Source organism: Kitasatospora sp. NEAU-69, from assembly GCF_057158765.1.
Map to the genome: position 1 here is coordinate 41,929 of NZ_JBWXUE010000045.1, position 20,924 is coordinate 62,852.

Annotated in this window: 18 protein-coding genes, 1 rRNA gene and 1 riboswitch; of the genes, 10 read left to right on the forward strand and 9 right to left on the reverse strand. The window is 71.6% G+C overall.

Annotated elements, in window-relative coordinates:
- Positions 1-2: 2 nt before the first annotated feature.
- The 3 genes from AC060L_RS33770 (at position 3) to AC060L_RS33780 (ending at position 3,756) form a co-directional block, all read left to right on the forward strand.
- Complete coding sequence (locus tag AC060L_RS33770; protein ID WP_483802802.1) at positions 3-911, forward strand: sugar ABC transporter permease; 909 nt, start codon at positions 3-5, stop codon at positions 909-911.
- A gap of 84 nt (positions 912-995) precedes the next feature.
- Positions 996-2,708, forward strand: a complete 1,713-nt coding sequence (locus tag AC060L_RS33775) for a glycoside hydrolase family 13 protein (RefSeq protein WP_483802803.1) — start codon at positions 996-998, stop codon at positions 2,706-2,708.
- A 25-nt stretch (positions 2,709-2,733) separates the two neighbouring features.
- Complete coding sequence (locus tag AC060L_RS33780) at positions 2,734-3,756, forward strand: LacI family DNA-binding transcriptional regulator (protein ID WP_483802804.1); 1,023 nt, start codon at positions 2,734-2,736, stop codon at positions 3,754-3,756.
- A gap of 351 nt (positions 3,757-4,107) precedes the next feature.
- Here AC060L_RS33780 and AC060L_RS33785 read toward each other — a convergent pair whose 3' ends face one another.
- The 3 genes from AC060L_RS33785 to AC060L_RS33795 all read right to left on the reverse strand — a co-directional run bounded on the left by AC060L_RS33785 (position 4,108) and on the right by AC060L_RS33795 (position 7,434).
- Positions 4,108-4,308, reverse strand: coding sequence for a hypothetical protein (locus tag AC060L_RS33785; RefSeq protein ID WP_483802805.1), 201 nt, complete (start codon positions 4,306-4,308; stop codon positions 4,108-4,110).
- Positions 4,309-4,464: 156 nt separating this feature from the next.
- Positions 4,465-5,652, reverse strand: coding sequence for a transglycosylase family protein (locus AC060L_RS33790; RefSeq protein ID WP_483802806.1), 1,188 nt, complete (start codon positions 5,650-5,652; stop codon positions 4,465-4,467).
- A 7-nt stretch (positions 5,653-5,659) separates the two neighbouring features.
- A riboswitch (cyclic di-AMP (ydaO/yuaA leader) is annotated at positions 5,660-5,828 on the reverse strand.
- A gap of 631 nt (positions 5,829-6,459) precedes the next feature.
- Positions 6,460-7,434 (reverse strand): sirohydrochlorin chelatase family protein, encoded by a 975-nt coding sequence (locus tag AC060L_RS33795; RefSeq protein ID WP_483802807.1) that lies wholly within the window; start codon positions 7,432-7,434, stop codon positions 6,460-6,462.
- A 596-nt stretch (positions 7,435-8,030) separates the two neighbouring features.
- On the opposite strand from AC060L_RS33795, the gene AC060L_RS33800 reads away from it, so the two are divergent.
- Complete coding sequence (locus tag AC060L_RS33800) at positions 8,031-8,267, forward strand: DUF397 domain-containing protein (protein WP_483802808.1); 237 nt, start codon at positions 8,031-8,033, stop codon at positions 8,265-8,267.
- A gap of 240 nt (positions 8,268-8,507) precedes the next feature.
- On the opposite strand, the gene AC060L_RS33805 is transcribed toward AC060L_RS33800, so the two are convergent.
- Positions 8,508-9,083: an ATP-binding protein gene (locus AC060L_RS33805; protein WP_483802809.1), complete on the reverse strand. Its 576-nt coding sequence runs from the start codon at positions 9,081-9,083 to the stop codon at positions 8,508-8,510.
- A gap of 463 nt (positions 9,084-9,546) precedes the next feature.
- Here AC060L_RS33805 and AC060L_RS33810 point away from each other — a divergent pair, with 463 nt between their 5' ends.
- Positions 9,547-10,413, forward strand: a complete 867-nt coding sequence (locus AC060L_RS33810; RefSeq protein WP_483802810.1) for a helix-turn-helix domain-containing protein — start codon at positions 9,547-9,549, stop codon at positions 10,411-10,413.
- Positions 10,414-10,479: 66 nt separating this feature from the next.
- Here the strand turns inward: AC060L_RS33810 and AC060L_RS33815 are convergent, their stop codons facing one another.
- On the reverse strand, positions 10,480-11,118 hold the full coding sequence (locus AC060L_RS33815; protein WP_483802811.1) for a TetR/AcrR family transcriptional regulator: 639 nt from the start codon (positions 11,116-11,118) through the stop codon (positions 10,480-10,482).
- Between the two features lie 247 nt (positions 11,119-11,365).
- Positions 11,366-12,904, reverse strand: a complete 1,539-nt coding sequence (locus AC060L_RS33820) for an MFS transporter (protein WP_483802812.1) — start codon at positions 12,902-12,904, stop codon at positions 11,366-11,368.
- Between the two features lie 87 nt (positions 12,905-12,991).
- Between AC060L_RS33820 and AC060L_RS33825 the strand changes: the two genes are divergently transcribed.
- On the forward strand, positions 12,992-13,405 hold the full coding sequence (locus tag AC060L_RS33825; protein ID WP_483802813.1) for a MarR family transcriptional regulator: 414 nt from the start codon (positions 12,992-12,994) through the stop codon (positions 13,403-13,405).
- A 68-nt stretch (positions 13,406-13,473) separates the two neighbouring features.
- Here the strand turns inward: AC060L_RS33825 and AC060L_RS33830 are convergent, their stop codons facing one another.
- Both AC060L_RS33830 and AC060L_RS33835 read right to left on the reverse strand, forming a co-directional pair.
- Positions 13,474-14,442 carry a M56 family metallopeptidase gene (locus AC060L_RS33830; RefSeq protein ID WP_483802814.1) on the reverse strand — a complete coding sequence of 323 codons (969 nt, stop codon included), beginning with the start codon at positions 14,440-14,442 and terminating at the stop codon, positions 13,474-13,476.
- 264 nt (positions 14,443-14,706) lie between these two features.
- Entirely contained in the window at positions 14,707-15,498 is a 792-nt protein-coding gene (locus tag AC060L_RS33835; RefSeq protein WP_483802815.1) for a DUF5134 domain-containing protein, read from the reverse strand.
- A 379-nt stretch (positions 15,499-15,877) separates the two neighbouring features.
- Between AC060L_RS33835 and AC060L_RS33840 the strand changes: the two genes are divergently transcribed.
- The 3 genes from AC060L_RS33840 to AC060L_RS33850 are packed head-to-tail and all read left to right on the forward strand — an operon-like array spanning position 15,878 to position 19,094.
- Entirely contained in the window at positions 15,878-17,275 is a 1,398-nt protein-coding gene (locus tag AC060L_RS33840; RefSeq protein WP_483802816.1) for a DUF6421 family protein, read from the forward strand.
- The gene (locus AC060L_RS33845; RefSeq protein ID WP_483802817.1) at positions 17,272-18,015 is read left to right on the forward strand and encodes an SDR family NAD(P)-dependent oxidoreductase; all 744 of its coding nucleotides are present in this window, start codon (positions 17,272-17,274) and stop codon (positions 18,013-18,015) included. The genes AC060L_RS33840 and AC060L_RS33845 overlap by 4 nt, the downstream gene beginning before the upstream one ends.
- A complete protein-coding gene (locus AC060L_RS33850; RefSeq protein WP_483802818.1) occupies positions 18,012-19,094 on the forward strand; it encodes a threonine aldolase family protein in 1,083 nt (360 codons plus the stop codon). The genes AC060L_RS33845 and AC060L_RS33850 overlap by 4 nt, the downstream gene beginning before the upstream one ends.
- Positions 19,095-19,188: 94 nt before the next feature.
- On the opposite strand, the gene AC060L_RS33855 is transcribed toward AC060L_RS33850, so the two are convergent.
- Positions 19,189-20,373 (reverse strand): thioesterase domain-containing protein, encoded by a 1,185-nt coding sequence (locus AC060L_RS33855; protein WP_483802819.1) that lies wholly within the window; start codon positions 20,371-20,373, stop codon positions 19,189-19,191.
- A 426-nt stretch (positions 20,374-20,799) separates the two neighbouring features.
- Here AC060L_RS33855 and AC060L_RS33860 point away from each other — a divergent pair.
- Positions 20,800-20,924: ribosomal RNA gene (locus tag AC060L_RS33860) — 16S ribosomal RNA — on the forward strand; the annotation flags it as partial.

Genomic DNA, 20,924 nt, shown 5'->3' on the forward strand with positions numbered 1-20,924 from the left:
CGATGAGCACCACCACCGACCTGATGCCCCGGGCGACCGGGGTCCCCGCCAGTGCGGCCAAGCCCGCCCCCGTCCGCCGGCGGGGTGAGCGCAGCCGCCCCGCGACCGCACTGATCCACGCCACGCTCGGGCTGACCGCGCTGGTCGCGATCTTCCCGGTGCTGTACATCTGCTACGTCTCGCTCGGCCCGGACAAGATGGACTACCTGCACCCCGGGCAGATCCTCGGCAAGGCGACGCTCGCCAACTTCTCCAAGGTGCTCGGCCAGACCGACTTCCTGACCTGGTTCGGCAACTCCGTGATCGTCGCCGGCGGCACCGCCGTGTTCGGCGTGCTGATCGCGGCCAGCACCGGCTACGCGGTCTCCCGGATGAAGTTCCCCGGCCTGCGCCCGCTGATGTGGTCGCTGCTGGCGACCCAGATGTTCCCGATCGCCGTGCTGATCGTGCCGATGTACTACATCATGGCCAGCCTCAACCTGCTGGACAGCTACGGCGGCCTGATCCTGGTCTACTCGACCACCACCGTGCCGTACTGCGCCTGGCTGCTGAAGGGCTACTTCGACACCATCCCGACGGAGATCGACGAGGCCGGCCGGGTCGACGGGCTGACCCCGTTCGGCACCTTCTGGCGGCTGATCCTGCCGCTGGCCCGTCCGGGCCTGGCGGTCGCCGCGTTCTACTCCTTCCTGACCGCGTGGGCCGAGGTGCCGTTCGCCTCGACCTTCATGCTCAGCTCGAACAAGTACACGCTCGCGGTCGGCCTGACCACCTTCGTCAGCCAGTACGAGAGCCAGTGGAACCTGATGGCCGCCACCGCCGTACTGATCGCGATCCCGGTCACCGCGCTCTTCTACCTGGTCCAGAAGAACCTGGTCACCGGGCTGACCGCGGGTGCCGCGAAGTCCTGACGGGCGCCGCTCCGCCGCATATGACGATCCGTCATACTCCCACTGCCACAAGCCGTTTCCTCGTTTCCAAGGGATCCCCCTGACATGACCCAGAACCTGGCCGACACCTCGCGGCCCTCCCGCACCGCCCCCGCCGCGGCCGCGAAGCAGGCCGACGCCGGCAGAGACTGGTGGCGGGACGCGGTCATCTACCAGGTCTACCCGCGCAGCTTCGCCGACGCCAACGGCGACGGCATGGGCGACCTGCCGGGCGTCCGCAGCCGGCTGCCGTACCTGCGCGACCTGGGCGTGGACGCGGTCTGGCTGTCGCCGTTCTACGCCTCCCCGCAGGCCGACGCCGGCTACGACGTCGCCGACTACCGCGCGGTGGACCCGATGTTCGGCAGCCTGATGGACGCCGACGGCCTGATCCGGGACGCGCACGCGCTGGGCCTGCGGATCATCGTCGACCTGGTCCCCAACCACTCCTCCGACCAGCACGAGTGGTTCGTCCGCGCGCTGCGCGAGGGCCCCGGCTCGGCGCTGCGCTCGCGCTACCACTTCCGCCCGGGCAAGGGCGTCAGCGGCGAACTGCCGCCGAACGACTGGGAGTCCATCTTCGGTGGCCCGGCCTGGACCCGGACGAAGAACCCCGACGGCACCCCGGGCGACTGGTACCTGCACCTCTTCGCGCCCGAGCAGCCGGACTTCAACTGGGAGCACCCGGCGGTCGCCGACGAGTTCCGCTCGATCCTGCGGTTCTGGCTGGACATGGGCGTCGACGGCTTCCGGGTCGACGTCGCGCACGGCCTGGTCAAGGCCGCCGGCCTGCCCGACCTCGGCAGCCACGACCAGCTCAAGCTGCTCGGCAACGACGTGATGCCGTTCTTCGACCAGGACGGCGTGCACGAGATCTACCGCAGCTGGCGCACGATCCTCGACGAGTACCCGGGCGAGCGGATCGCGGTCGCCGAGGCCTGGACCCCGACCGTCCAGCGCACGGCCAACTACGTGCGCCCCGATGAGCTGCACCAGGCGTTCAACTTCCAGTACCTGGGCACCAGCTGGGACGCCGCCGAGCTGCGCGAGGTGATCGACGCCTCGCTCGCCTCGATGCTCCCGGTCGGCGCCCCGACCACCTGGGTGCTCTCCAACCACGACGTCACCCGGCACGCGACCCGGTTCGCCAACCCGCCCGGCGGCACCCAGATCCGCGAGCAGGGCGACCGCGCGCTCGGCCTGCGCCGGGCCCGCGCCGCGACGCTGCTGATGCTCGCGCTGCCCGGCTCCGCCTACATCTACCAGGGCGAGGAGCTCGGCCTGCCCGACGTCACCGACCTGCCCGACGAGGTCCGCCAGGACCCGTCCTTCTTCCGGGCCAGCGGCCAGGACGGTTTCCGGGACGGCTGCCGGGTGCCGATCCCGTGGTCCGGCACCGCGGCGCCGTACGGCTTCGGACCGACCGAGGGCGGCCCGAGCTGGCTGCCGCAGCCGGCCGAGTGGGCCGAGCTGAGCGTCGAGGCGCAGACCGGCGACCCGAACTCCACGCTGGAGCTCTACCGCAGCGCGCTCTCGCTGCGCCGCGCGCACGCCGGGCTCGGTGCCGGCACCGGGGTCCAGTGGCTGCCCGCGCCCGAGGGCGTGCTGGCGCTGCGCCGCGAGGCCGACGGGCAGGCGGTTGTCTGCCTCGCCAACACGACCGGCTCGCCGGTCCGTTACGCCGCCCCGGGCCGGCTGCTGCTCTCCTCCGCCGAGACCGTGGTGGTGGACGGCGAGACGGTGCTGGCACCGGACAGCACCAGTTGGTGGGCGGTCTGAGGTGGGTGCAATAGGCTCTGGCCTCGTGACTACGGCGCGACTCTCGGACATCGCGGCGCAGGCGGGGGTCAGCGAGGCCACCGTCAGCCGCGTCCTCAACGGCAAGGCGGGTGTCTCCGCGACGACCCGCCAGACGGTGCTGGCCGCGCTCGACGTGCTCGGGTACGAGCGGCCGACCAGGTTGCGTCAGCGCAGCGCCGGCCTGATCGGGCTGATCACGCCGGAGCTGAGCAACCCGATCTTCCCCGCGCTGGCCCAGGTGATCGAGCAGGTGCTCAGCCGGCACGGCTACACGCCGGTGCTCTGCACCCAGACGCCGGGCGGGTCGACCGAGGACGAACTGGTCGAGATGCTGGTCGAGCGGGGGGTGGCGGGCATCGTCTTCGTCTCCGGCCTGCACGCCGACTCCACCGCCGACCACGACCGGTACGCCAAGCTGACCGGACGCCAGGTGCCGTTCGTGCTGATCAACGGCTACAGCGAGCGGATCGCCGCGCCGTTCATCTCGCCCGACGACCGGGCGGCGATGTGGATGGCCGTGCAGCACCTGGCCGAGCTCGGCCACGAGCAGATCGGCCTGGCCGTCGGCCAGCGCCGGTACGTGCCGGTGCTGCGCAAGATCGAGGGCTTCACCGCGGCGCTGCAGGCGGTGCTCGGCAAGACGGCCGAGGAGGCCGAGCAGCTGGTGCACCACACGCTGTTCAGCGTCGAGGGCGGCCACTCGGCGGCCGGCGCGCTGCTGGACCGCGGCTGCACGGCGATCGTCTGCGGCAGCGACATGATGGCACTCGGCGCGATCCGCGCGGTGCGCCAGCGCGGGCTGACCGTGCCCGGGGACATCTCGGTGGTCGGCTTCGACGACTCCCCGCTGATCGCCTTCACCGAGCCGCCGCTCACCACGATCCGCCAGCCCGTCGAGGCCATGGCCACCGCCGCCGTGGACGCCCTCCTGGAGGAGGTCGGCGGCGGCGCGGCCCAGCGGGCGGAGTTCATGTTCCAACCGGAACTGGTCATGCGCGGCTCCACCGGAGCCCGCCCCCACCGCTGAACCCCCGCCGGCAGCGCCATCCCCGCCCACCACGCTGACACCGCGCCAGCGTGGTGGCGCTGCGCCGGCCACGCGATCCCGGCCCCACCGCTGACACCGCGCGAGCGCTGGCAATCCCCTCTCCATCCCCACCCCGTAACGCTCGCCCTGCACCCGATGGGCATGCCTGAGCCCCGGCCACCTCTGGTGGCCGGGGCTCAGGCATGCCCATCGGGTTGCCCATCGGGTTGCCCATCGGGTTGCCCATCGGGTTGCCCATCGGGTTGCCCATCGGGGCTCGCGCTCAGCCGGGCAAGCCTGGGCCGGGCCCGGCCCAGGGCTGTCCGGCCCTCAGCCCTCAGCCCTCAGCCCTCAGCCCTCGGCTGCCGGGCGGTCCGTGTGGGGGCGGTCGAGTGCGGTGTGGGCCTCGCCCGTGCGCGCTTCGGTCCGCTGACCGCGGGCCAGGTAGTCGCGGACGATCAGCTCGACCGCGTCCTGCGGGTTCTTGGTGCCGCTGAGCAGCATCGCGTCGATGGCGAGATTGGCATCCAGCGTGACGGTCACCTTGGCCATGCGGGGTCCCCTCCTGATCGGTGGCGGACCCCCAGCATGCCGCACACCGGGAACGCCCGTGGGCCGCTCCCCCAAAGGGAAGCGGCCCACAGGCCCACAGTCGCGCAAGTGCCAAGTGCCAAGTGCCAAGCGCCGAGCGCTACGACCGACCGACGATCAGACCCGGCCGGCGAAGCTCGGGGCGTAGTTCGCGATGGTCTCGTACTTCACGCCCGCGCTCGGGTTGGCGGCCTCGACGAAGCTGCCGTTGCCCACGTAGATCGCGACGTGGTAAACGCCCGCCGTGCTGCCGTCGTTCGACCAGAACAGCAGGTCGCCCGGCTGCAGGCTGTTCATCGACACCGGGGTGGCGGCGGCGGCCTGGTCGGCGGCGACGCGCGGGATGGAGATGCCCGCCGCGGCCATCGCGGCCTGGGTCAGGCCGGAGCAGTCCCAGCCGCCGTTGCCGGTGCCGCCGTAGACGTACGCCTGGCCGACCTTGGACTCGGCGAACGCGACCGCGGTGGCCATCGCGCCGCTCGGCGCGACAGCGGCGGCCGGAGCCGCGGTGGCGGCCGGGGCGCTCGTCGTGGTGGTGGCGGTGGTGGCAGCGGCCGCAGGCGCGTTGCCGCCGCCCTGCTGGCCCGAGGTGCCGAGGTGCAGGCGCTGGCCGGGGTAGATGGAGTCCGGACCGTGGGTCAGCTGCGCCTTGTTGAGGTCGTACAGCTTCTGCCAGCCGCCGTCCACGTGGTGGCTGCTGGCGATGGTGGACAGCCAGTCACCCGCCTTGACGGTGTAGTCCTGGTTGCCCTGCGAGCCGTGGTTCCAGTTGCCCCAGCCGCCCTGGCCGTTCCAGCTGTGGCCGGAGCCACTGCCCTGCGCCGAGTTGCCCTGCGCGGGGGCGCTCGCGGCCGGCGTGCTCGGAGCCGGCGTGCTCGGAGCCGGGGTGCTGGTCGCCGCGGCGCCCGGGTTGATCGCCGGAGCGGCACCGCCCTGGGTCAGGCCGGCCTGCGGGCCGCAGACGGGCCAGGCGCCGGGGCCCTGGTCCGCGAGGACCTTCTCGGCGACCGCGATCTGCTGGTCCTTGGTGGCCTGGTTGGCCTGCGCGGCGTACTGGGTGCCGCCGTACGCGGCCCAGGTGCTCGCGGAGAACTGCAGGCCGCCGTAGTAGCCGTTGCCGGTGTTGATGCTCCAGTCGCCGCTGCTCTCGCACTGGGCGACCTTGTCCCAGGTGGAGACCGTCGCGGCGGACGCCGTGGTGGCGGTGATGCACGGCAGGCTGAGGCCCAGGCCGACCAGGCCGGTGGCCGCGATCAGGCGGCGCGCGTTGCGGGACGGACGGGTCGTGCCGGTAGTGGGCAGCATGAAGACGCGTTCCTCTCCTACGCCTACGAGGTGAGCTGTCGGATTCGGGCTGGAGTTGCCCGGCCGTGCTGAGCACGGCTTCACCCCTAGCCGCAGGCGTCGTGCCGGTCCGAGGACCGACGCCCGCAGCGCTTACCTGTGGTTCCCCCGCTCCTGCCGTGATGCGTCTGTGCGGTGCAAGCGCGACCGGTGGCAGGATTCGGCGTCCGGTTGCTCTTGGTCCGTGTGACCACGAACGGGGAGCACGTTAGACAGAGATAAGTTGAATTCGCAAATGCCTGTGACGGCCATCACATGGCCTTTTCGCCATTGTCAAGATCAATAGCGGAGATCATCTGACAGGCCTTCGGCTGCAAGGACCCTTCGTTGACGATCTTTACCTGGTAAGTAAGCCCTCGCCGACCGGAGTTGGCCTCCCGTCAGACCCGGCGAAACCTGATGCCCCATCCGGGATCAGTGAATTCGATCATGGCTCGCGAGGATGGGGGAGTGTCCATGAATTCGACCGACCAAAGGGTCGGGACCCGGGATCCGACGGTCCGTCCGAAGTGCCAAGACGATGGGGCGAATGTCCGTTTCACTCTGGTTTGGCATTTCTGACGACCCGTTCGCGGGTTTGCCGCACAAACGCACAAGCGTGGATGCACAAGAGCACAAGCAGCGAATGTGCGGCCGCGAAATGCACAAGCGCACAAAGCGCGAACCGGCAAAGCACAAACGCACAAACGCACAAACACGGAAAGGCTCCCCACCCGACTGCGGGTGGGGAGCCTCCCCGGTTGCTGCTGCGGAGCGCCTGAGGCGGTGTTACTCGGCCATCTCGGCTGCTGCGGCCGCTTCAGCGGCCTCGGCGGCGGCCACCGCCTCGGCCTCGATCTGCTCGGCGGTCGGCAGGCCCAGCTCGCCCAGTGCGACGAGGTACGCGGAGGCGATCAGCTGCCCTATGGTCGAGTAGCTGCCGACCGGGTCCGCCGAGGGGCAGCCGGTCTCCTCGGCCGCGGCGGCCAGCAGGGCCGGGTCCACCTCGGGGCCGATCACCAGCGGGGCGAGCGCCGGCCGCTGCGAGCCGGTGGCCCGCAGGTGCTCGACGGCGGCGGCGACCGAACCGGGCACGTCCAGCGCGGCCGGGACCACGGGGACGGCCAGGCGGGCCGCGAGCAGCACGCCGGTGATCCCGGCCGCGGCGGCGGCCTCCTCGCCACCGGCGGTGGTCAGCACCACGCCGTCGGCCGCCGTCGTGATGGCGAACAGCCGGGCGCGGTCGGCGCGGGCCAGACCGGCCTCGGAGAGCCGCACGTGGACGGCCTCGGCGAGCAGCGGGTGCGGACCGAGCGGATCGGTCAGCAGTGCGCCGGTCTCGGCGGCCAGCTGCTGCAGTGCCGTCAGCTGCTGGTGCGGGCCGGGTAGCAGCGGGATCAGCACCGGGGTCGGCAGGCCGGCCCCGACGGCGCCGGCGATCAGCTCGGCCGCGGTCGGCAGCGTGGCGCCGAACGACGGTGCCCCGGCTTCGCCCTCGCCCTCGCCCTGCGGCGCCTCGTCGGTCGCGGCCGACGGCAGCCACCCGGCGGCGAGTTGGATGCCGGGCTGCTCGCCGCGGACCATGGACAGGATCTCGTCGACCAGGGCGACCGTCTCGGGTGAGGCCTCGGCCGGGATGGCGAGCACCAGTGCGGGCGCACCGGCCGGCACCTCGGGCCGCTCGGGCCGACGGTGGCGCCCCCGCGCACGGGAGCCTGGAGTGCGGACGGGCAGTGGTGCGCCCGGGATGGCTGCAGTGCTCATGGCGGAGATCGTAGGACATTCGGGCGCACCTTCCGAAGTCGGGCACCCTCGCAGCTCAGCCGCCCCGTCCGGGTCGTGTCGCACGGTCAGCCCGCAGCCGGTTCCTCCGTTGCAACTTCCCCCGTTCCCACCGCGTCTAGTAGGTGGGCGCCCCACCGCCCGGAACGGCCGACGCGAATTCGCCCGAAAGCTCGGCTCCGCACTGCATGAAGTGACGGAGTGTGAGTAATCGGCTGCGAAGTTGATCACTTGGACCCAGGTGCCCCGCTCATCCCACCGGTCCGTCGTGGCCCGCCGACCGGCACCCGCTCGCCGCACGGCCGTCGGCCGCACGGCGAATGGTGTCCATATGTCCATGTACGCACCGTCAAACCGGCTGGTCGTGGCGTGATTCGTCGCCCCCGGTGCGTGGTTTGCCCGACTGCCGTGCACGCGCAAAATCGCATGCCGATGCACGTGCATTAGCGTTATCATTACGAGTAGTGAGGCATCTGCCCTGCCCGCACGAGCCGGAGGCGGCCGGCGGCCGGAGCGGTCGGGTGCCGAGCGGTACGAGCACTCCAGGCTCGGGCACTCCAGGCTCTTGGGAGATTTCTATGCACCACACGTACAACGGCATGGCGGCTGCGGACCTCGACGGTGTGGTCTGGCAGAAGAGTCGGCACAGCAACTCCAAGGGGAACTGCGTGGAGCTCGCCGCCCTCCCCGGCGGGGGTGTCGCCATGCGCAACTCGCGTTTTCCGGACGGTCCGGCGCTGATCTACACCCGGGACGAGATCGAGGCGCTGCTGCTCGGGGTGAAGGACGGGGAGTTCGACCACCTGGTCGGCTGAGGACCGGGCCGGGTGGGCCCGTTGGGAACGTGCACGCGCCGTCGTGGTGGTCCGAGCCGCGGCGGCGTTCGACATGTCCGGGGGAGCCGACCGCAGTCGAGCGGCGAAACGCCAGGAGACAGCGAAGCGCCGGGAGACAGCGATGCGCCTGGAAGCAGCGAAGCGCCTGGAAACGGCGGAACGCCGGGAAACAGCGAAACGCCGCGCGATGGCGCGGCGTTCGATGCACGGGGCCCGGTCCTAGGCCGAGCGACGGTGCCGACCGGAGGACGACGAGACGTCGGATATCAGGCCCGGAAAGCTCTCTGACGACCCGTCGGGATCGGCCTGGAAGAGCGCCCAGACCACCTTGCCGGCCCCGGAGGCCAGCGGGTGCCAGCCCCAGGAGAGACTGAACGAGTCCACCAGGTGCAGCCCCCGCCCGGACTCGGCGACGAAGTCCGCCTCCCGGGTGACCGGCCCCATGCTGCTCGGATCGCTCACCGCGCAGACCAGTTGGGGGGCCCGGTGTACCAGGCTGATCCGGATCGGCAGCCGGTCCGCACCCAGCGCGGGGCCGCCTTGCTTCGGGAACGCCGGCCGGCCGGACTCGGCGCGCGGGAGGTCCGCCAGCGTCGGCTCGCCGATCGCGTGCCGCAGCGCGTTCGTCACCAGCTCCGAGGCCACCAGGGCCACGTCGTCGAAGATGTCGTCAAGTCCCCAGCGCTGCAGGGTGGTCCTGGCGAAGTCGCGAGCGGTCTTCACCGCGTCGTAGCGCGGGGCGAGCGTACACGTCACGACGTCAGGATCGACGGCCAGGGCCGTACCGGTGCCCATGAAGAGCTCCTCCCATAAGGGGGCGGACACGGCTGGACCCGGCGGGGTCATGCCGGTCACCTCCGACTCGCTCGGCCGCTTCGTCATCCGCCCGAGCCGGCCGCCACGCTCGTCCACGCACCGCGCCAAGTCGCGCACGAGCGCTGCCTGGTGCGGATGCGGAGGTCGCGCGTGGGGTCGACGGCGAAGCCCGCGGGAATGTCTAGGGGGTGTGCAACTGCACGTGCACCATCGTGCTCTGCGCTCCCGGCAGATGCAAGAGTCGATTCACGTGCAGTCGCACTATTGGCATATGCAGGAGCCGGATGCACGTGCATCTGCCTGTGCTGATGGACGTGCCGAGTACGATGCCAATGGACGTGCCGATGCAAAATTGATAGATCCATCTGCCACTACACGCACTGTGAGCGGCCGGATGATGGCAGACTGTGCGCTGTTTTCCCGATGCGGAGGTTCCCACGGCATGACCAGTGTTCAGCCCGGCGGCGGCTCGATGGTGCGCCGGATCCTCCTCGGCTCGCAGCTGCGCCGCCTGAGGGAGAGCCGCAACATCACCCGTGAGGACGCCGGCTACGCCATCCGCGCCTCCGAGTCGAAGATCAGCCGGATGGAACTGGGTCGCGTCAGCTTCAAGGAGCGCGACGTCGCCGATCTGCTCAGCCTGTACGGCGTGGACGACGGCGAGGAGCGCGAATCGTTGCTGGGCCTGGTCCGCGAAGCCAACAAGTCCGGCTGGTGGCACAGTTTCAGCGACGTGCTGCCGGGCTGGTTCCAGACCTACGTCGGCCTGGAGGAGGCCGCTTCGCTGATCCGGACCTACGAGGTGCAGTTCATCCCCGGCCTGCTGCAGTCCGAGGAGTACGCCCGCGCCGTCTTCGGCCAGAGCCGCCCGGTGCTCAGCGAGGACGAGATCGACCGCCTGGTCGGCCTGCGGCTGCGCCGCCAGAAGCTGCTGACGGACGGTCAGGGCCCCCGGCTGTGGGCCGTGATCGACGAGGCGGCGCTGCGCCGCCCGGTCGGTGGCCCGAAGGTGATGCGCGGTCAGCTCCAGTACCTGATCGACATCGCCGAGCGCCCGAACGTGGTGATCCAGGTGATGCCGTTCCGGTTCGGCGCGCACGCGGGCGAGAGCGGGGCGTTCAGCATCCTGCGCTTCCCCGAGCAGGACCTGGCCGACGTGGTCTACCTGGAGCAGCTGACCAGCGCGCTCTACCTGGACAAGCGGGACGACGTGGACGCCTACGTGCAGGTCATGGAGCGGCTCTGCGTGGACAGCCTCACGCCGGAGAAGACCATCGACCTGCTCGGCGCCATCCTCGCCGAGAACTGAGCTCCGGCGGGCCGCCCGGGGTGACGGCCGGAGCGGCGGCCGGGCGTGCCCGAGCGCGGTCACGCGCTACCGTCGGTCCGGCTGACCCGGTCGGCTCGGCGGCGTCGGCTGCGGTGGCCTGCCGAGCTCCCAGGACAGCCCGTAGCGGGCGAACAGGTCGGCCCGGATCGGCGGCAGCGGCGTCTGCGCCCCCGGCAGCAGGACGCCTATGCAGCCGCCCATCAGCGCGCTGCGCAGCACCGCGTGCTCGGCCACCGGATCCGCCGCGCCCCAGTCGGCCAGCACCTCCCGCAGGATCACACTGAGCCGTTGCTGCTCCGGGTCCTGCACGAAGGCCCCGGTGTCCGGGTCGAGGATCAGCGCCAGGTGCGAGCGCATCACCCGCGGATGGTCCATCGCCAGACCGAGCACCGCGTCGATCGAACAGGCGAGCCGGGCCTGCGGCGAGCTCTCGGCCGGCAGCTGTTCGAGTGCGGAGGCCAGCTCCAGGTGCATCAGCCGGTGAGTGGCCGCCTGCATCAGCAGCCGTTTGCCTTCGAAGTAGTACGACACCAGGCCACGTGCGAGGCCGGCCTGCTCTGCGATGTCGGCCAGCGTGGTGGCCGCGTATCCGCGCTGGTCGACGAGTTCGATGGTGGCCCTCATCAGCCGGCGCCGGGAGCGCAGCCGCATCTCCTCGTTGACCGATTCCCCGCGAGGTGCCATCGTGTCAGCTCCGTACGTTGGTTGGCTCCCGGTCAATATACTTTCGGCCCGGAGCCGACGACGGCGGACGCCCGAGGCGAAGGCGGGCGTCCATCGGGTACGGAGGTCGGTGTCGGTCTCACCAGAACGGGGGACTGGTGAGACCGGCGCCCACCGGGCAGCGAGGGGTCGCCTGCCAGGTGGGCGTCTGGTCCGGTGGATCGGTCCAGCTACGTCCTGCGGTGTGGCCGTCGTTGCTGACGGGCCGTCAAACCCGCTCCTCCAGTACCGCGTTGGTGGCGGCTGCGGTCCGCCTGACATCGTAGTCCGGGACCGGACGGACCGCTGCGGTGGCTCGGCGCCGGTCGAGCAGGACGCCCGCCGCGGTGACCACGAGGCCGACCAGCGCGACGCCGGTGACCAGCGCGAGTGCCGGACGGTAGCCGTCCAACTGTGCCCGCGGGCTGGTGCCGCCGTGGTTGCCGGCGGTGATCACCGCGGTCGTGACGGCCAGCACCAGTGCGTTGCCGACCTGCATCGCGGTGTTCACCAGACCCGAGGCCAGCCCCTGCTCCTCGTCGGCCACCCCGTTGGTGGCGGCGATGTTGGCCGACGGGTAGAAGAGCGCGAAGCCGATGCCGAGCAGCACCATGCTCGGCAGTACCAGGCCGACGAAACCGCTGTGCGCGCCCAGTCGCAGGAACAGCGCGTACCCGGCGAGCATCGCGAGCGCGCCGAGCGGCAGCAGCCTGCCGGTGCCGAACCGGTCCACGATCGCGCCCATCCTGGTCGCCGAGAGCGCGACGATCGCGCCGGCCGGCAGCAGTGCGAAGCCCATCTCCAGCGCCGACCAGCCGAGCAGCCGCTGCAGGTAGAGCGCGACGACGAACTGGAAGCCCGAGTACGAGCCCATCAGCAGCAGCGCGGCCACGTTCGCCCGCGCCACGCTCCCGTTGCGGAAGATGCCGAGCCGCACCAGCGGGTGGGCGGTGCGCTGCTCGATCAGCAGGAAGACCGCGCCGAGCACGGCGACCGCGACCAGTGATCCGACGGTCCGCAGGCTCGCCCAGCCGACGCTCTGCGCCTCGGTGACGGTGAAGACCAGGAGCAGCAGTGACGCGGTGCCGGTGATCGCACCGGCCACGTCGTAGCCGCCGTGGCCGCGCTCCTCGGCCGCGTGCCGCGGCAGCAGCCTGATCGCGAAGACCAGCGCGATGAGCGCGACGGGGACCGGCATCAGGAAGGTCCAGCGCCAGCCGACCGAGGTGAGCAGCCCGCTGAGCACCAGGCCGAGCGAGTAGCCGCTGGCGCCGCAGGTGGTGAAGATCGACAGCGCCTTGTTGCGGGCCGGACCCTCGGGGAACGTGGTGGTGATGATCGACAGTGCGGCCGGTGCGGTGAACGCCGCGCTCGCGCCCTTCAGGAACCGGGCGCCGATCAGCAGTGCGCCGTTGTCCACCAGGCCGCCGAGCAGTGAGGCGGCGGCGAAGACGGTCAGCGCGATCAGGAAGACCCGGCGGCGACCCAGTAGGTCGGCCGCCCGTCCGCCGAGCAGGAGCAGGCCGCCGTAGCCGAGTACGTAGCCGCTGACCACCCATTGCAGTGCGGAGGTCGAGAGCTTCAGGTCGGTGCCGATGGACGGTAGCGCCACGCCGACCATGGAGACGTCCAGCGCGTCCAGGAAGAGCGCGGCACAGAGCACGATCAGGGTGCCCCAGAGCCGTGGGCTCCACTGCGCGGAGCCGAGCGGTGTGTCAGAAGCCTTCAGGGAGACGGATGTTGATCCGTCGAGCGGGACTGTGGTCATGGGCAAGAGACTACATGCACGTGCATCCAATGCAAGTGAATATATTTCTGATGCATTTAGTTCATGTGCACGTGTTAGGATGCGCCGGTGACCACAGTTGACTCGGCCGAAGCGGCCGCCCTGGTGGTCGAGTGGCGTGACCTGCTGGCCCGCCACGCGGCGACCGTCTGCGCGCTGGAGCGAGAGCTCGGCGAGCGGTTCGACCTGGGCATGAGCGAGTTCGAGGTGCTGGAGCGGCTGGCCGAGGCGCCTGCCGCGCAGGCCCACAAGCTGCGGGTCCAGGAGCTGGCCGAGAAGGTGCACCTGAGCCAGAGCGCGCTGTCGCGGCTGATCGGCCGGCTGGAGAAGGCCGGCCTGGTCGAGCGGACCATGTGCGACGTGGACCGGCGCGGTATCTACGTGATCCTCAGCGAGGCCGGTCGCGAGCGCTACGCGGCCGCCCGCCCGCTGCACCGCGAGGTGCTGGCACGCACGCTGACGGCCCCGCAGCCGGTCGGCTGAGCTCCGGGCGCTGTGACCGGCCTCCGGTAGTCAGGGCGCCGGCAGGTAGAGCGCCGTCGGAGCGCTGTTCACAGCGCGGCGCGCAGCCCCGGCGCCGCCGCGAGCAGCACCACCGCGGCGGGCAGCGCCAGCGCCAGCGCGGTGCACCAGAGCCGCCCGGCGACCGTCAGCCGCGGCTCGCCGGCCAGCAGCCGGTCCACCCGGCGAGGCGCCTGCGCCAGCTGGCCCGGCGCACGGACGCTCGCGCAGTCCGCGAACACCCCGCGCCCGGCGTTGATCTCCACCATCGCGAGCGCCGTGGTCAGCCGCCCGTGCCGGCGCGCGGCCCGGTCGTCGGCGGCCAGCTCGACCAGCTCGCCCACCTGGTCCCGGAACGCCCGGAACACCCCGAGGCCGGGGAACCCCGCCGCCAGCGCCTGCGCGCACTGCGCGAGCCAGTGGTGCCGGGCCCGCACATGGCCGCGCTCGTGGCTCAGCACGGCCGCCAGCTCACGATCGGTCAGCCGGCTCAGCGCGGCCGTGGTGACCACCAGCCGGGAGCGCGGACCGGGCAGCGACCAGGCCTCCGGCCTCCCGCTCTCCAGGACCACCAGCCGCTCCCGCCCGCCCGGCCGCGCGCCGATCCCGGCCGGCAGCTCGGGGGCCCGGTGCGCCAGCTCGGCGTGCCGGTGTCCGCGCAGTGCGCGGGCGGCGCGGACCTCGCGGGCCAGTGAGAAGGCCGTCCAGGCGCCGCCCAGCGCCAGCAGCGCCGCACAGAGCCGTCCCCAGCCCTCCGCCTGCGCGCCGGCCAGGCCGTAGGCGGCCTCCACCCCGCGCGGGGCACCGGTGAAGAGCAGGCCGCGGGCGTCCGGCAGCGCGGCCGACACGGCCAGCACCAGGCCCAGGACGCAGCAGAGCAGCACCGCGATCACCAGGCACTGCCAGAGCAGCAGCGCCAGGACCGGCTCGCGCTGGGCCCAGCCGGCTCTGGCCAGCAGGACGGGTCCGGTCGTGGCGAACAGCGCACCGAGCAGCAGGAGGCCGAGCAGGGCCGTCATGGCAGAGGGCTCCCCCAGGGAGAAGGCGCGAGAAGACGCTTCGGCTCAATCTAGGCGCTACCCGGGCGTCGTGGAACCGCCCCCGGCCACCCAGTGACCAACGCCACGCACAGGGTCACCGAGCCCCGGCCGCCGCCCGTCGCCCCACCTGCACCAGGAGTACCAGTGGCACCCTCACGCCCCTTCCGTGCCAGTGGATCGGCCGCCTCGGCAGCGCGTCGCCGAGCGTCCCCGGCGTCCCGGAATCGTCGGAGCACCGGCGGCTCAGAGCGCCAGCAGCATCGCGAACATGCCGACGCCCATCGCCAGCCGGCAGGCGCGTGGCAGCGCGGGATGCCGTCCGGCGAGGCCGGCGAGGCAGGCGCCGTAGGCTCGGTAGCCGCCCTCGTGACTGCCCCCGTTGCTGCCCCCGATACTGCCGCCGTGGCCGGCCGGCAGCGCGCCGCCCGGCTGCTGCGCGCCCATCGCGCCGGCCGGCAGCAGCCGGCTGCCCATCCAGAGCGCGTAGCAGCCGAAGTAGACCAGCAGCGCGCCGGTCAGCACCGGTAGCCCGGTCGGCATCGCCATCCCCGGGTGCGCCGGCTGGTGCGCGGCCGTGCCCATGGCCAGCGCCATGTAGACCATCGCCAGCGCGCCGACCGCGTGGTGCAGCCGGTGCGCGCGCAGTGCGGCCGCCGCCGGCCGCGGGGCGGCGGCGGCCAGCAGGAAGCCGGCGCCGAGCAGTCCGAAGCCGCCCGCCCAGAGCGGTGCCGGCAGCCGGTCGCCGGCCGTGATCATCACGGCCGTGCCCAGGCCCATCACGGCCTCCGCGCCGTCCGCCTCGCGGCCCGACGCATGCCGGTCGGCCGGTCGCCGGCCCACCGCCCGGTCCGCCGTCCAGCGCCCTCCTGCCCAGCGCCCTCCTATCCAGCGCGCTGGCGTCCGGGGGCCCTGCGTCCGCTGACCGGCCGCCGCTGCGGCCGCGCGGCCTGCTGCGCGCCAGCGGACCAGGCAGATGCCGCCGGCCGTGGCCATGAGTAGTGCGAGCAGCCAGCTGAGGACGGCTGGTCCGTGCATCGGTCCCCCTCGCGCGGCCCCCGTCGGACTCGGCGCGCCCGGGGGACAGCACCCACGATCACCGCTCCGCCCGCCGGTCAGCAGGGCGCGTGCAGGGGCGCACAGAGGTGCGTCCCACCTGCTGTAGGAGCCGCGCGCCCGCTCCGGGACCCCGCGCGCCGCCCGCCGGCGCGGCCGTCCGGCCCGTCCCGGGTGGCGGCCCGGCGGACCCACCGGAAGAGTCGGTTCCGGTTGGAAGTCCGAACACCCTTCCGCCGCAAGGCTTTCGGGCAGACAGGTCACAGTGTGCAGATTTTCTCACCGACCCCCCCTTGAACAGGAGAACCTTTCGTCCTTATCGTGTCCTTGATTCAATAACTTCTGTCGAAGCAGGTCTCCCATGCAGAATCTTTCGCCGAGCATCGCTGTGGCGGCCGACCTTCCTGCGGCGCCCCCGGCCGACCATCCCGCCTGGCTGCGGCTCAAGCAGGCCGTCGAGGGCCTGCGCCCGCTGCAGTCCAAGGACGGCTCCATCGACCTGGCGGCCGTCCAGCGCAGCGCGGTCGACCCGCTGCTGACCACGGTGCTGGACGCGATCCAGGAGCTGGCGCCGCTCTTCCCGCACGACGCCGAGTACCTGGCGGCCGTGCAGGCCGATCTGCGCAAGTGGGCCGACACCGGCTACCGCGAGCCCGACTTCCTGGACTCGCTGCTGGCCTTCCAGCCCGCCGACCAGCGCATCGACGGGCTGAGCCACCTGGTGGTCTTCCCGATGTACACGCAGAACGGCAACCCGGACCGCAACCTGGAGGCCGTGCTGCTCAAGGTCGTCTGGCCGGACTGGCTGGCCGAGCTGGAGCGGACCCGCTTCGACAACCCGATGTTCGTCCCGATCACCTTCACCGACTTCACGGCCGGGTACGACACCAACTCCGCGGTGCTCTTCCCGGAGACCGTCGCGGTCCGCAAGGCGCCCGAGCGCTTCACCTGGGGCGGCATCTTCTGCGACCGCGAGGCCGCCCGCTTCCGCGCCGTCTCCAACGCCGCCGTCGAGCTGCTCGGCCTGGACATCCCGGCCGACGCCGCCGCGCTGATCGGCGACCAGGCCCGCGCCCAGCAGACCTTCGTGCTCTGGGACCTGGTGCACGACCGCACCCACAGCCACGGCGACCTGCCGTTCGACCCCTTCATGATCAAGCAGCGCAGCCCGTTCTGGATGTACGGCCTGGAGGAGCTGCGCTGCGACCTGACCGCCTTCAAGGAGGCCGTCCGGCTCGAGGCCGAGGGCTACGAGCAGGGCCGCGACGTCCAGTACGCGATCCTCTTCGACCGGCTGTTCCGCTTCCCGGTCAGCGGTGACCGGGTGCGCAACTACGACGGCATGGGCGGCCAGCTGCTCTTCGCCTACCTGCACCAGCACGACGCGCTGCGCTGGCGCGACAACCGGCTGACCATCGACTGGTCCCGGGTCGCCGAGGTCACCAACGCGCTCTGCGCCGAGATCGAGACGCTCTACCGGGCCGGCATCGACCGCCCGAAGACCGCGCACTGGATCGCCGCCTACGAGCTGGTCTCCCGCTACCTGACCCCGCACCCGGCGTCCACCTGGGCCAAGGGTGCCGACGCGCTGCCGCTCGACCTCGACGGCAAGGCGCTCAACAAGGCGCTGTGCGACGCCGTCCACCCGGACGAGTTCCCGCTCAGCATGTTCTACGAGGCCCTGTCCAAGAAGCTCAGCGGCGTGATCGCCGCCACCACCGGCATCACCGGCGCCGGCATGACGGAGGTTGCCGCATGAGTTCGGTCCAGAACAAGGTCATCGCCGTCGCCGGCGCCAGCGGTCCGGCCGGTCAGGCCACCATGCGCCGGCTCGCGGCCGGCGGCGCGGTGGTGATCGGCGCGGACATCGACCAGCAGCGCCTCGACGCGGCGCTCGCCGGCGTCCGCACCGCCGTCCCCGGCGCCCGGGTCAGCGGACAGGTGATCGACCTGCTCGACCCGCAGGAGGTCCACGACTGGGCCGACCACCTGGAGGCCGAGCACGGGCACGTCGACGGCCTGCTCCACCTGGTCGGCGGCTGGCGCGGCAGCAAGACGTTCCACGACACGCGTATCGACGACTGGGACTTCCTGCACGACACCGTGGTGCGCACGCTCCAGCACACCTCGCTCGCCTTCCAGCCCGCGCTGCTGCGCAGCGAGGCCGGCCGGTACGCGATCGTCTCCGCGTCGGCCGCGCACAAGCCGACCGCGGGCGGCGCCGCCTACGCGGCCGCCAAGGCCGCCAGCGAGGCGTGGACGCTCGCCATGGCCCACTCCTTCGTGAAGGAGACCACCGCCGAGGACGGCACGCCGACCGCCGCGGCTGCGATCCTGGTCATCAAGGCGCTGGTCAGCCCCGAGATGCGGGCCGAGAAGCCGGAGGCGAAGTTCGCCGGCTTCACCGACACAGCCGACCTGGCCGACAACCTGGCGGCCCTCTGGGACCGCCCCGCAGCAGAACTGAACGGACAGCACCTGTGGCTGACAGCCCGATGACCACCTCTCTCTCCGGTACGGACGCCGTGCGCCACCACGACCCGGCCGTACGCGGGTTCTCCAGCGACAACTACGCCGGAGTCCACCCGGAGATCCTCGCCGCGATCGCACTGGCCAACGACGGCCACCAGGTCGCGTACGGCGAGGACCAGTACACCGAACACCTGCAGACCGTCTTCAAGCGCCACTTCGGCGACCGGGCCGAGGCCTACCCGGTCTTCAACGGCACCGGCGCCAACGTGGTCGCGCTCCAGGCACTGCTGCCCCGCTGGGGCGCGGTGGTCTCCGCCGAGAGCTCGCACATCAACGTCGACGAGTGCGGCGCGCCGGAGAAGATGGCCGGCATCAAGCTGCACAACGTCCCCACCCCGGACGGCAAGCTCACCCCCGAGCTGATCGACCTCCAGGCCTACGGCTGGGACGACGAGCACCGGGCCTCCCCGCTCGCGGTGTCGATCGCGCAGAGCACCGAGCTCGGCACGCTCTACACGGTGGACGAGGTCAAGGCGATCTGCGACCACGCGCACGAGCGCGGGATGCTCGTGCACATGGACGGCTCGCGGCTGTCCAACGCCGCCGCCTCGCTCGGCCGCCCGTTCCGTGAGTTCACCACGGACGCCGGCGTCGACGTGCTCTCCTTCGGCGGCACCAAGAACGGCCTGCTGCTCGGCGAGGTCGTCGTGGTGCTCAACCCGGAGAAGGTCAGGAACCTCAAGTTCCTGCGCAAGATGTCGATGCAGCTCGCCTCGAAGATGCGCTTCGTCTCGGTGCAGTTCGAGGCCCTGCTGACCGGCGACCTCTGGCTGCGCAACGCCGGCCACGCCAACGCGATGGCCAAGCGCCTGGAGACGGCGGTCCAGGGGATCGACGGCGTCACGGTGGTCCGTCCGGTGCAGTCCAACGCCGTCTTCGCGGTGCTTCCGCGCGAGGTCAGCGAGCGGCTGCAGAAGCGTTACCGCTTCTACTTCTGGAACGAGCACACCGGCGAGGTGCGCTGGATGGCGTCCTTCGACACCACGGAGGCGGACATCGACGCCTTCGCGGCGGCGATTGTGGAGGAGATGGGTCGCGAGGGCTGACGCTCCGCGCACTCGCACGCGCTGAACGGCCGGCCCGGGTCACCGGGCCGGCCGTTTCGGTGCCTGCGTGCCGCTGTCCGTTCGCGGTCCGGCACTACTCCGGCAGCAGGTGGGACCAGACGTCGCGTTCCGCGGTGGTCGCCCAGAGCAGGTCGCCGTGGCCGTAGCCCGGGACGACGCGGTAGTCGACCCGGGCGCCACCCGCCCGGATCAACCGGGCGCCGAGATCGTGGTCGCCGCGGCCGAGCTCGGCGTTCACCCAGACGACATCGGCGCGGATCGCCGACCAGTCGATCCGGTAGACGTCCTCCCGGCCGGCCCAGAGTGCGGCGAGGTCGCGCAGCAGGGCGGTCGGCTGCAGGCCGCTGCCGAGCCGGTCGATCGCCGCCGCCCAGACGGCGAGCGGCGTGCGGTCGAGGCCGAAGCGGTCGTCGGCCGGGGTCGCGCCGAACGCGTAGTCGCCGCTGCTGTGGCCGCGCCGGTAGATCCAGTTCGCCGGTCCCGGCAGCTCGTGCGTGCGGGTCAGCGCGTAGTGCAACAGGCCGAGGTTGCCGAACCGGCCGGTCCGCCAGTCCGGGCGCGGCAGGCCGCTGTCGGCCTCCGGCGCGGCCGCGGCGCGGGCGAAGAGGCCCTTCAGCCCGGGGTCCAGCGTCCAGCTGCCCTGTGCCAGCTGCTCCTGGAACGTGTCGGCCAGCGCGGCGGCGCGGGTGGCGAGCTCGGATTCGTACGGACCGGTGGTGTCGAGCACGACCACCCGCCCGAGGCCTGCGCCCGCCTCGGTGTCTGCGGAGGTGTGTGCGGCGGTGTCCAGCGCGAGCGCGGCGCCGGCCGAGTGCCCGAACAGGTCGTAGGGCAGACCGCCGGTGGCGGGCGCGAGCGCGGCGACCACCCGCTGGACGTCCCGCCGGTGCGCGGCCAGACCCCAGCCCGCGCAGTGCGGTCCGGCGCTCGCCGTGGTGAGCGCATCCTCGCGCGGGGTGACGCCGACCACGAGGTGGCCGTGCTCGGCCAGGAAACGGGCGAGGCTGCGGCCGGCGGCCGTGCAGTAGTTCGCCCGGACGTTGAGCCCGCCGCCCGGCAGCAGCACGGCGACGCGTCGCGGTGGTGTCGCCGTCGCCGTCGCGGGCGCCGCCATTACGTCGAGGACGAGCGGCACCGGATCCGGGCCGTCGGCGAGGACGAGGCGGTGGTGTTCGATCCCGCCGACGCTCCCGCCGTCAGCTTCGATCGGCACCGGATCGGCGCCCAGCGTCCGGCCCAGCAGTGTGACCATGTCCATGCTCGTTCCCTCCCGTAGCTCGGCTCCCAAGAATGCCCGGAGCCGATTTGCTTGCGGCAGGCCGGTGCCCGTACAGTTCCGGAGTCGCACCGAGAGGGGCGACGGGCGAGTCGGGAAGATGAACTCCGGTAAATCGGAGGAAAACGAATCTGATAAGCTTTACGAAGTAAGAACGAAGGGCCCGGAGGGACTGCGAGAGCAGCTCGAAGGAAGTCTCCGTTCCTTGAGAACTCAACAGCGTGCCAAAAGTCAACGCCAGATATGTTGACATCCCCGGCCTCGATCACTGATCGGGGTTGGAGATTCCTTTTGAAGTAAAAACACTAGCGAGGACGCAGTGCACGGGGTCGGCCTATTCCGCTGATCGTCGTGCCGCTCAACGCGGGTGGGATCCCGCGCTTTTAATTAAGCACTGACGGGAAATCATTCACGGAGAGTTTGATCCTGGCTCAGGACGAACGCTGGCGGCGTGCTTAACACATGCAAGTCGAACGGTGAAGCCCTTCGGGGTGGATCAGTGGCGAACGGGTGAGTAACACGTGGGCAATCTG

Excerpts from the sequence above, each read along its gene's own strand:
- AC060L_RS33775 (WP_483802803.1), top strand. The coding sequence starts at position 996 with ATGACCCAGAACCTGGCCGACACCTCGCGGCCCTCCCGCACCGCCCCC.
- AC060L_RS33835 (WP_483802815.1), bottom strand. The coding sequence starts at position 15,498 with ATGCACGGACCAGCCGTCCTCAGCTGGCTGCTCGCACTACTCATGGCC.
- AC060L_RS33820 (WP_483802812.1), bottom strand. The coding sequence starts at position 12,904 with ATGACCACAGTCCCGCTCGACGGATCAACATCCGTCTCCCTGAAGGCT.
- AC060L_RS33795 (WP_483802807.1), bottom strand. The coding sequence starts at position 7,434 with ATGAGCACTGCAGCCATCCCGGGCGCACCACTGCCCGTCCGCACTCCA.
- AC060L_RS33830 (WP_483802814.1), bottom strand. The coding sequence starts at position 14,442 with ATGACGGCCCTGCTCGGCCTCCTGCTGCTCGGTGCGCTGTTCGCCACG.
- AC060L_RS33785 (WP_483802805.1), bottom strand. The coding sequence starts at position 4,308 with ATGGCCAAGGTGACCGTCACGCTGGATGCCAATCTCGCCATCGACGCG.
- AC060L_RS33850 (WP_483802818.1), top strand. The coding sequence starts at position 18,012 with ATGACCACCTCTCTCTCCGGTACGGACGCCGTGCGCCACCACGACCCG.
- AC060L_RS33855 (WP_483802819.1), bottom strand. The coding sequence starts at position 20,373 with ATGGACATGGTCACACTGCTGGGCCGGACGCTGGGCGCCGATCCGGTG.
- AC060L_RS33805 (WP_483802809.1), bottom strand. The coding sequence starts at position 9,083 with ATGGGCACCGGTACGGCCCTGGCCGTCGATCCTGACGTCGTGACGTGT.
- AC060L_RS33840 (WP_483802816.1), top strand. The coding sequence starts at position 15,878 with ATGCAGAATCTTTCGCCGAGCATCGCTGTGGCGGCCGACCTTCCTGCG.
- AC060L_RS33810 (WP_483802810.1), top strand. The coding sequence starts at position 9,547 with ATGACCAGTGTTCAGCCCGGCGGCGGCTCGATGGTGCGCCGGATCCTC.
- AC060L_RS33845 (WP_483802817.1), top strand. The coding sequence starts at position 17,272 with ATGAGTTCGGTCCAGAACAAGGTCATCGCCGTCGCCGGCGCCAGCGGT.
- AC060L_RS33815 (WP_483802811.1), bottom strand. The coding sequence starts at position 11,118 with ATGGCACCTCGCGGGGAATCGGTCAACGAGGAGATGCGGCTGCGCTCC.
- AC060L_RS33770 (WP_483802802.1), top strand. The coding sequence starts at position 3 with ATGAGCACCACCACCGACCTGATGCCCCGGGCGACCGGGGTCCCCGCC.
- AC060L_RS33790 (WP_483802806.1), bottom strand. The coding sequence starts at position 5,652 with ATGCTGCCCACTACCGGCACGACCCGTCCGTCCCGCAACGCGCGCCGC.
- AC060L_RS33800 (WP_483802808.1), top strand. The coding sequence starts at position 8,031 with ATGCACCACACGTACAACGGCATGGCGGCTGCGGACCTCGACGGTGTG.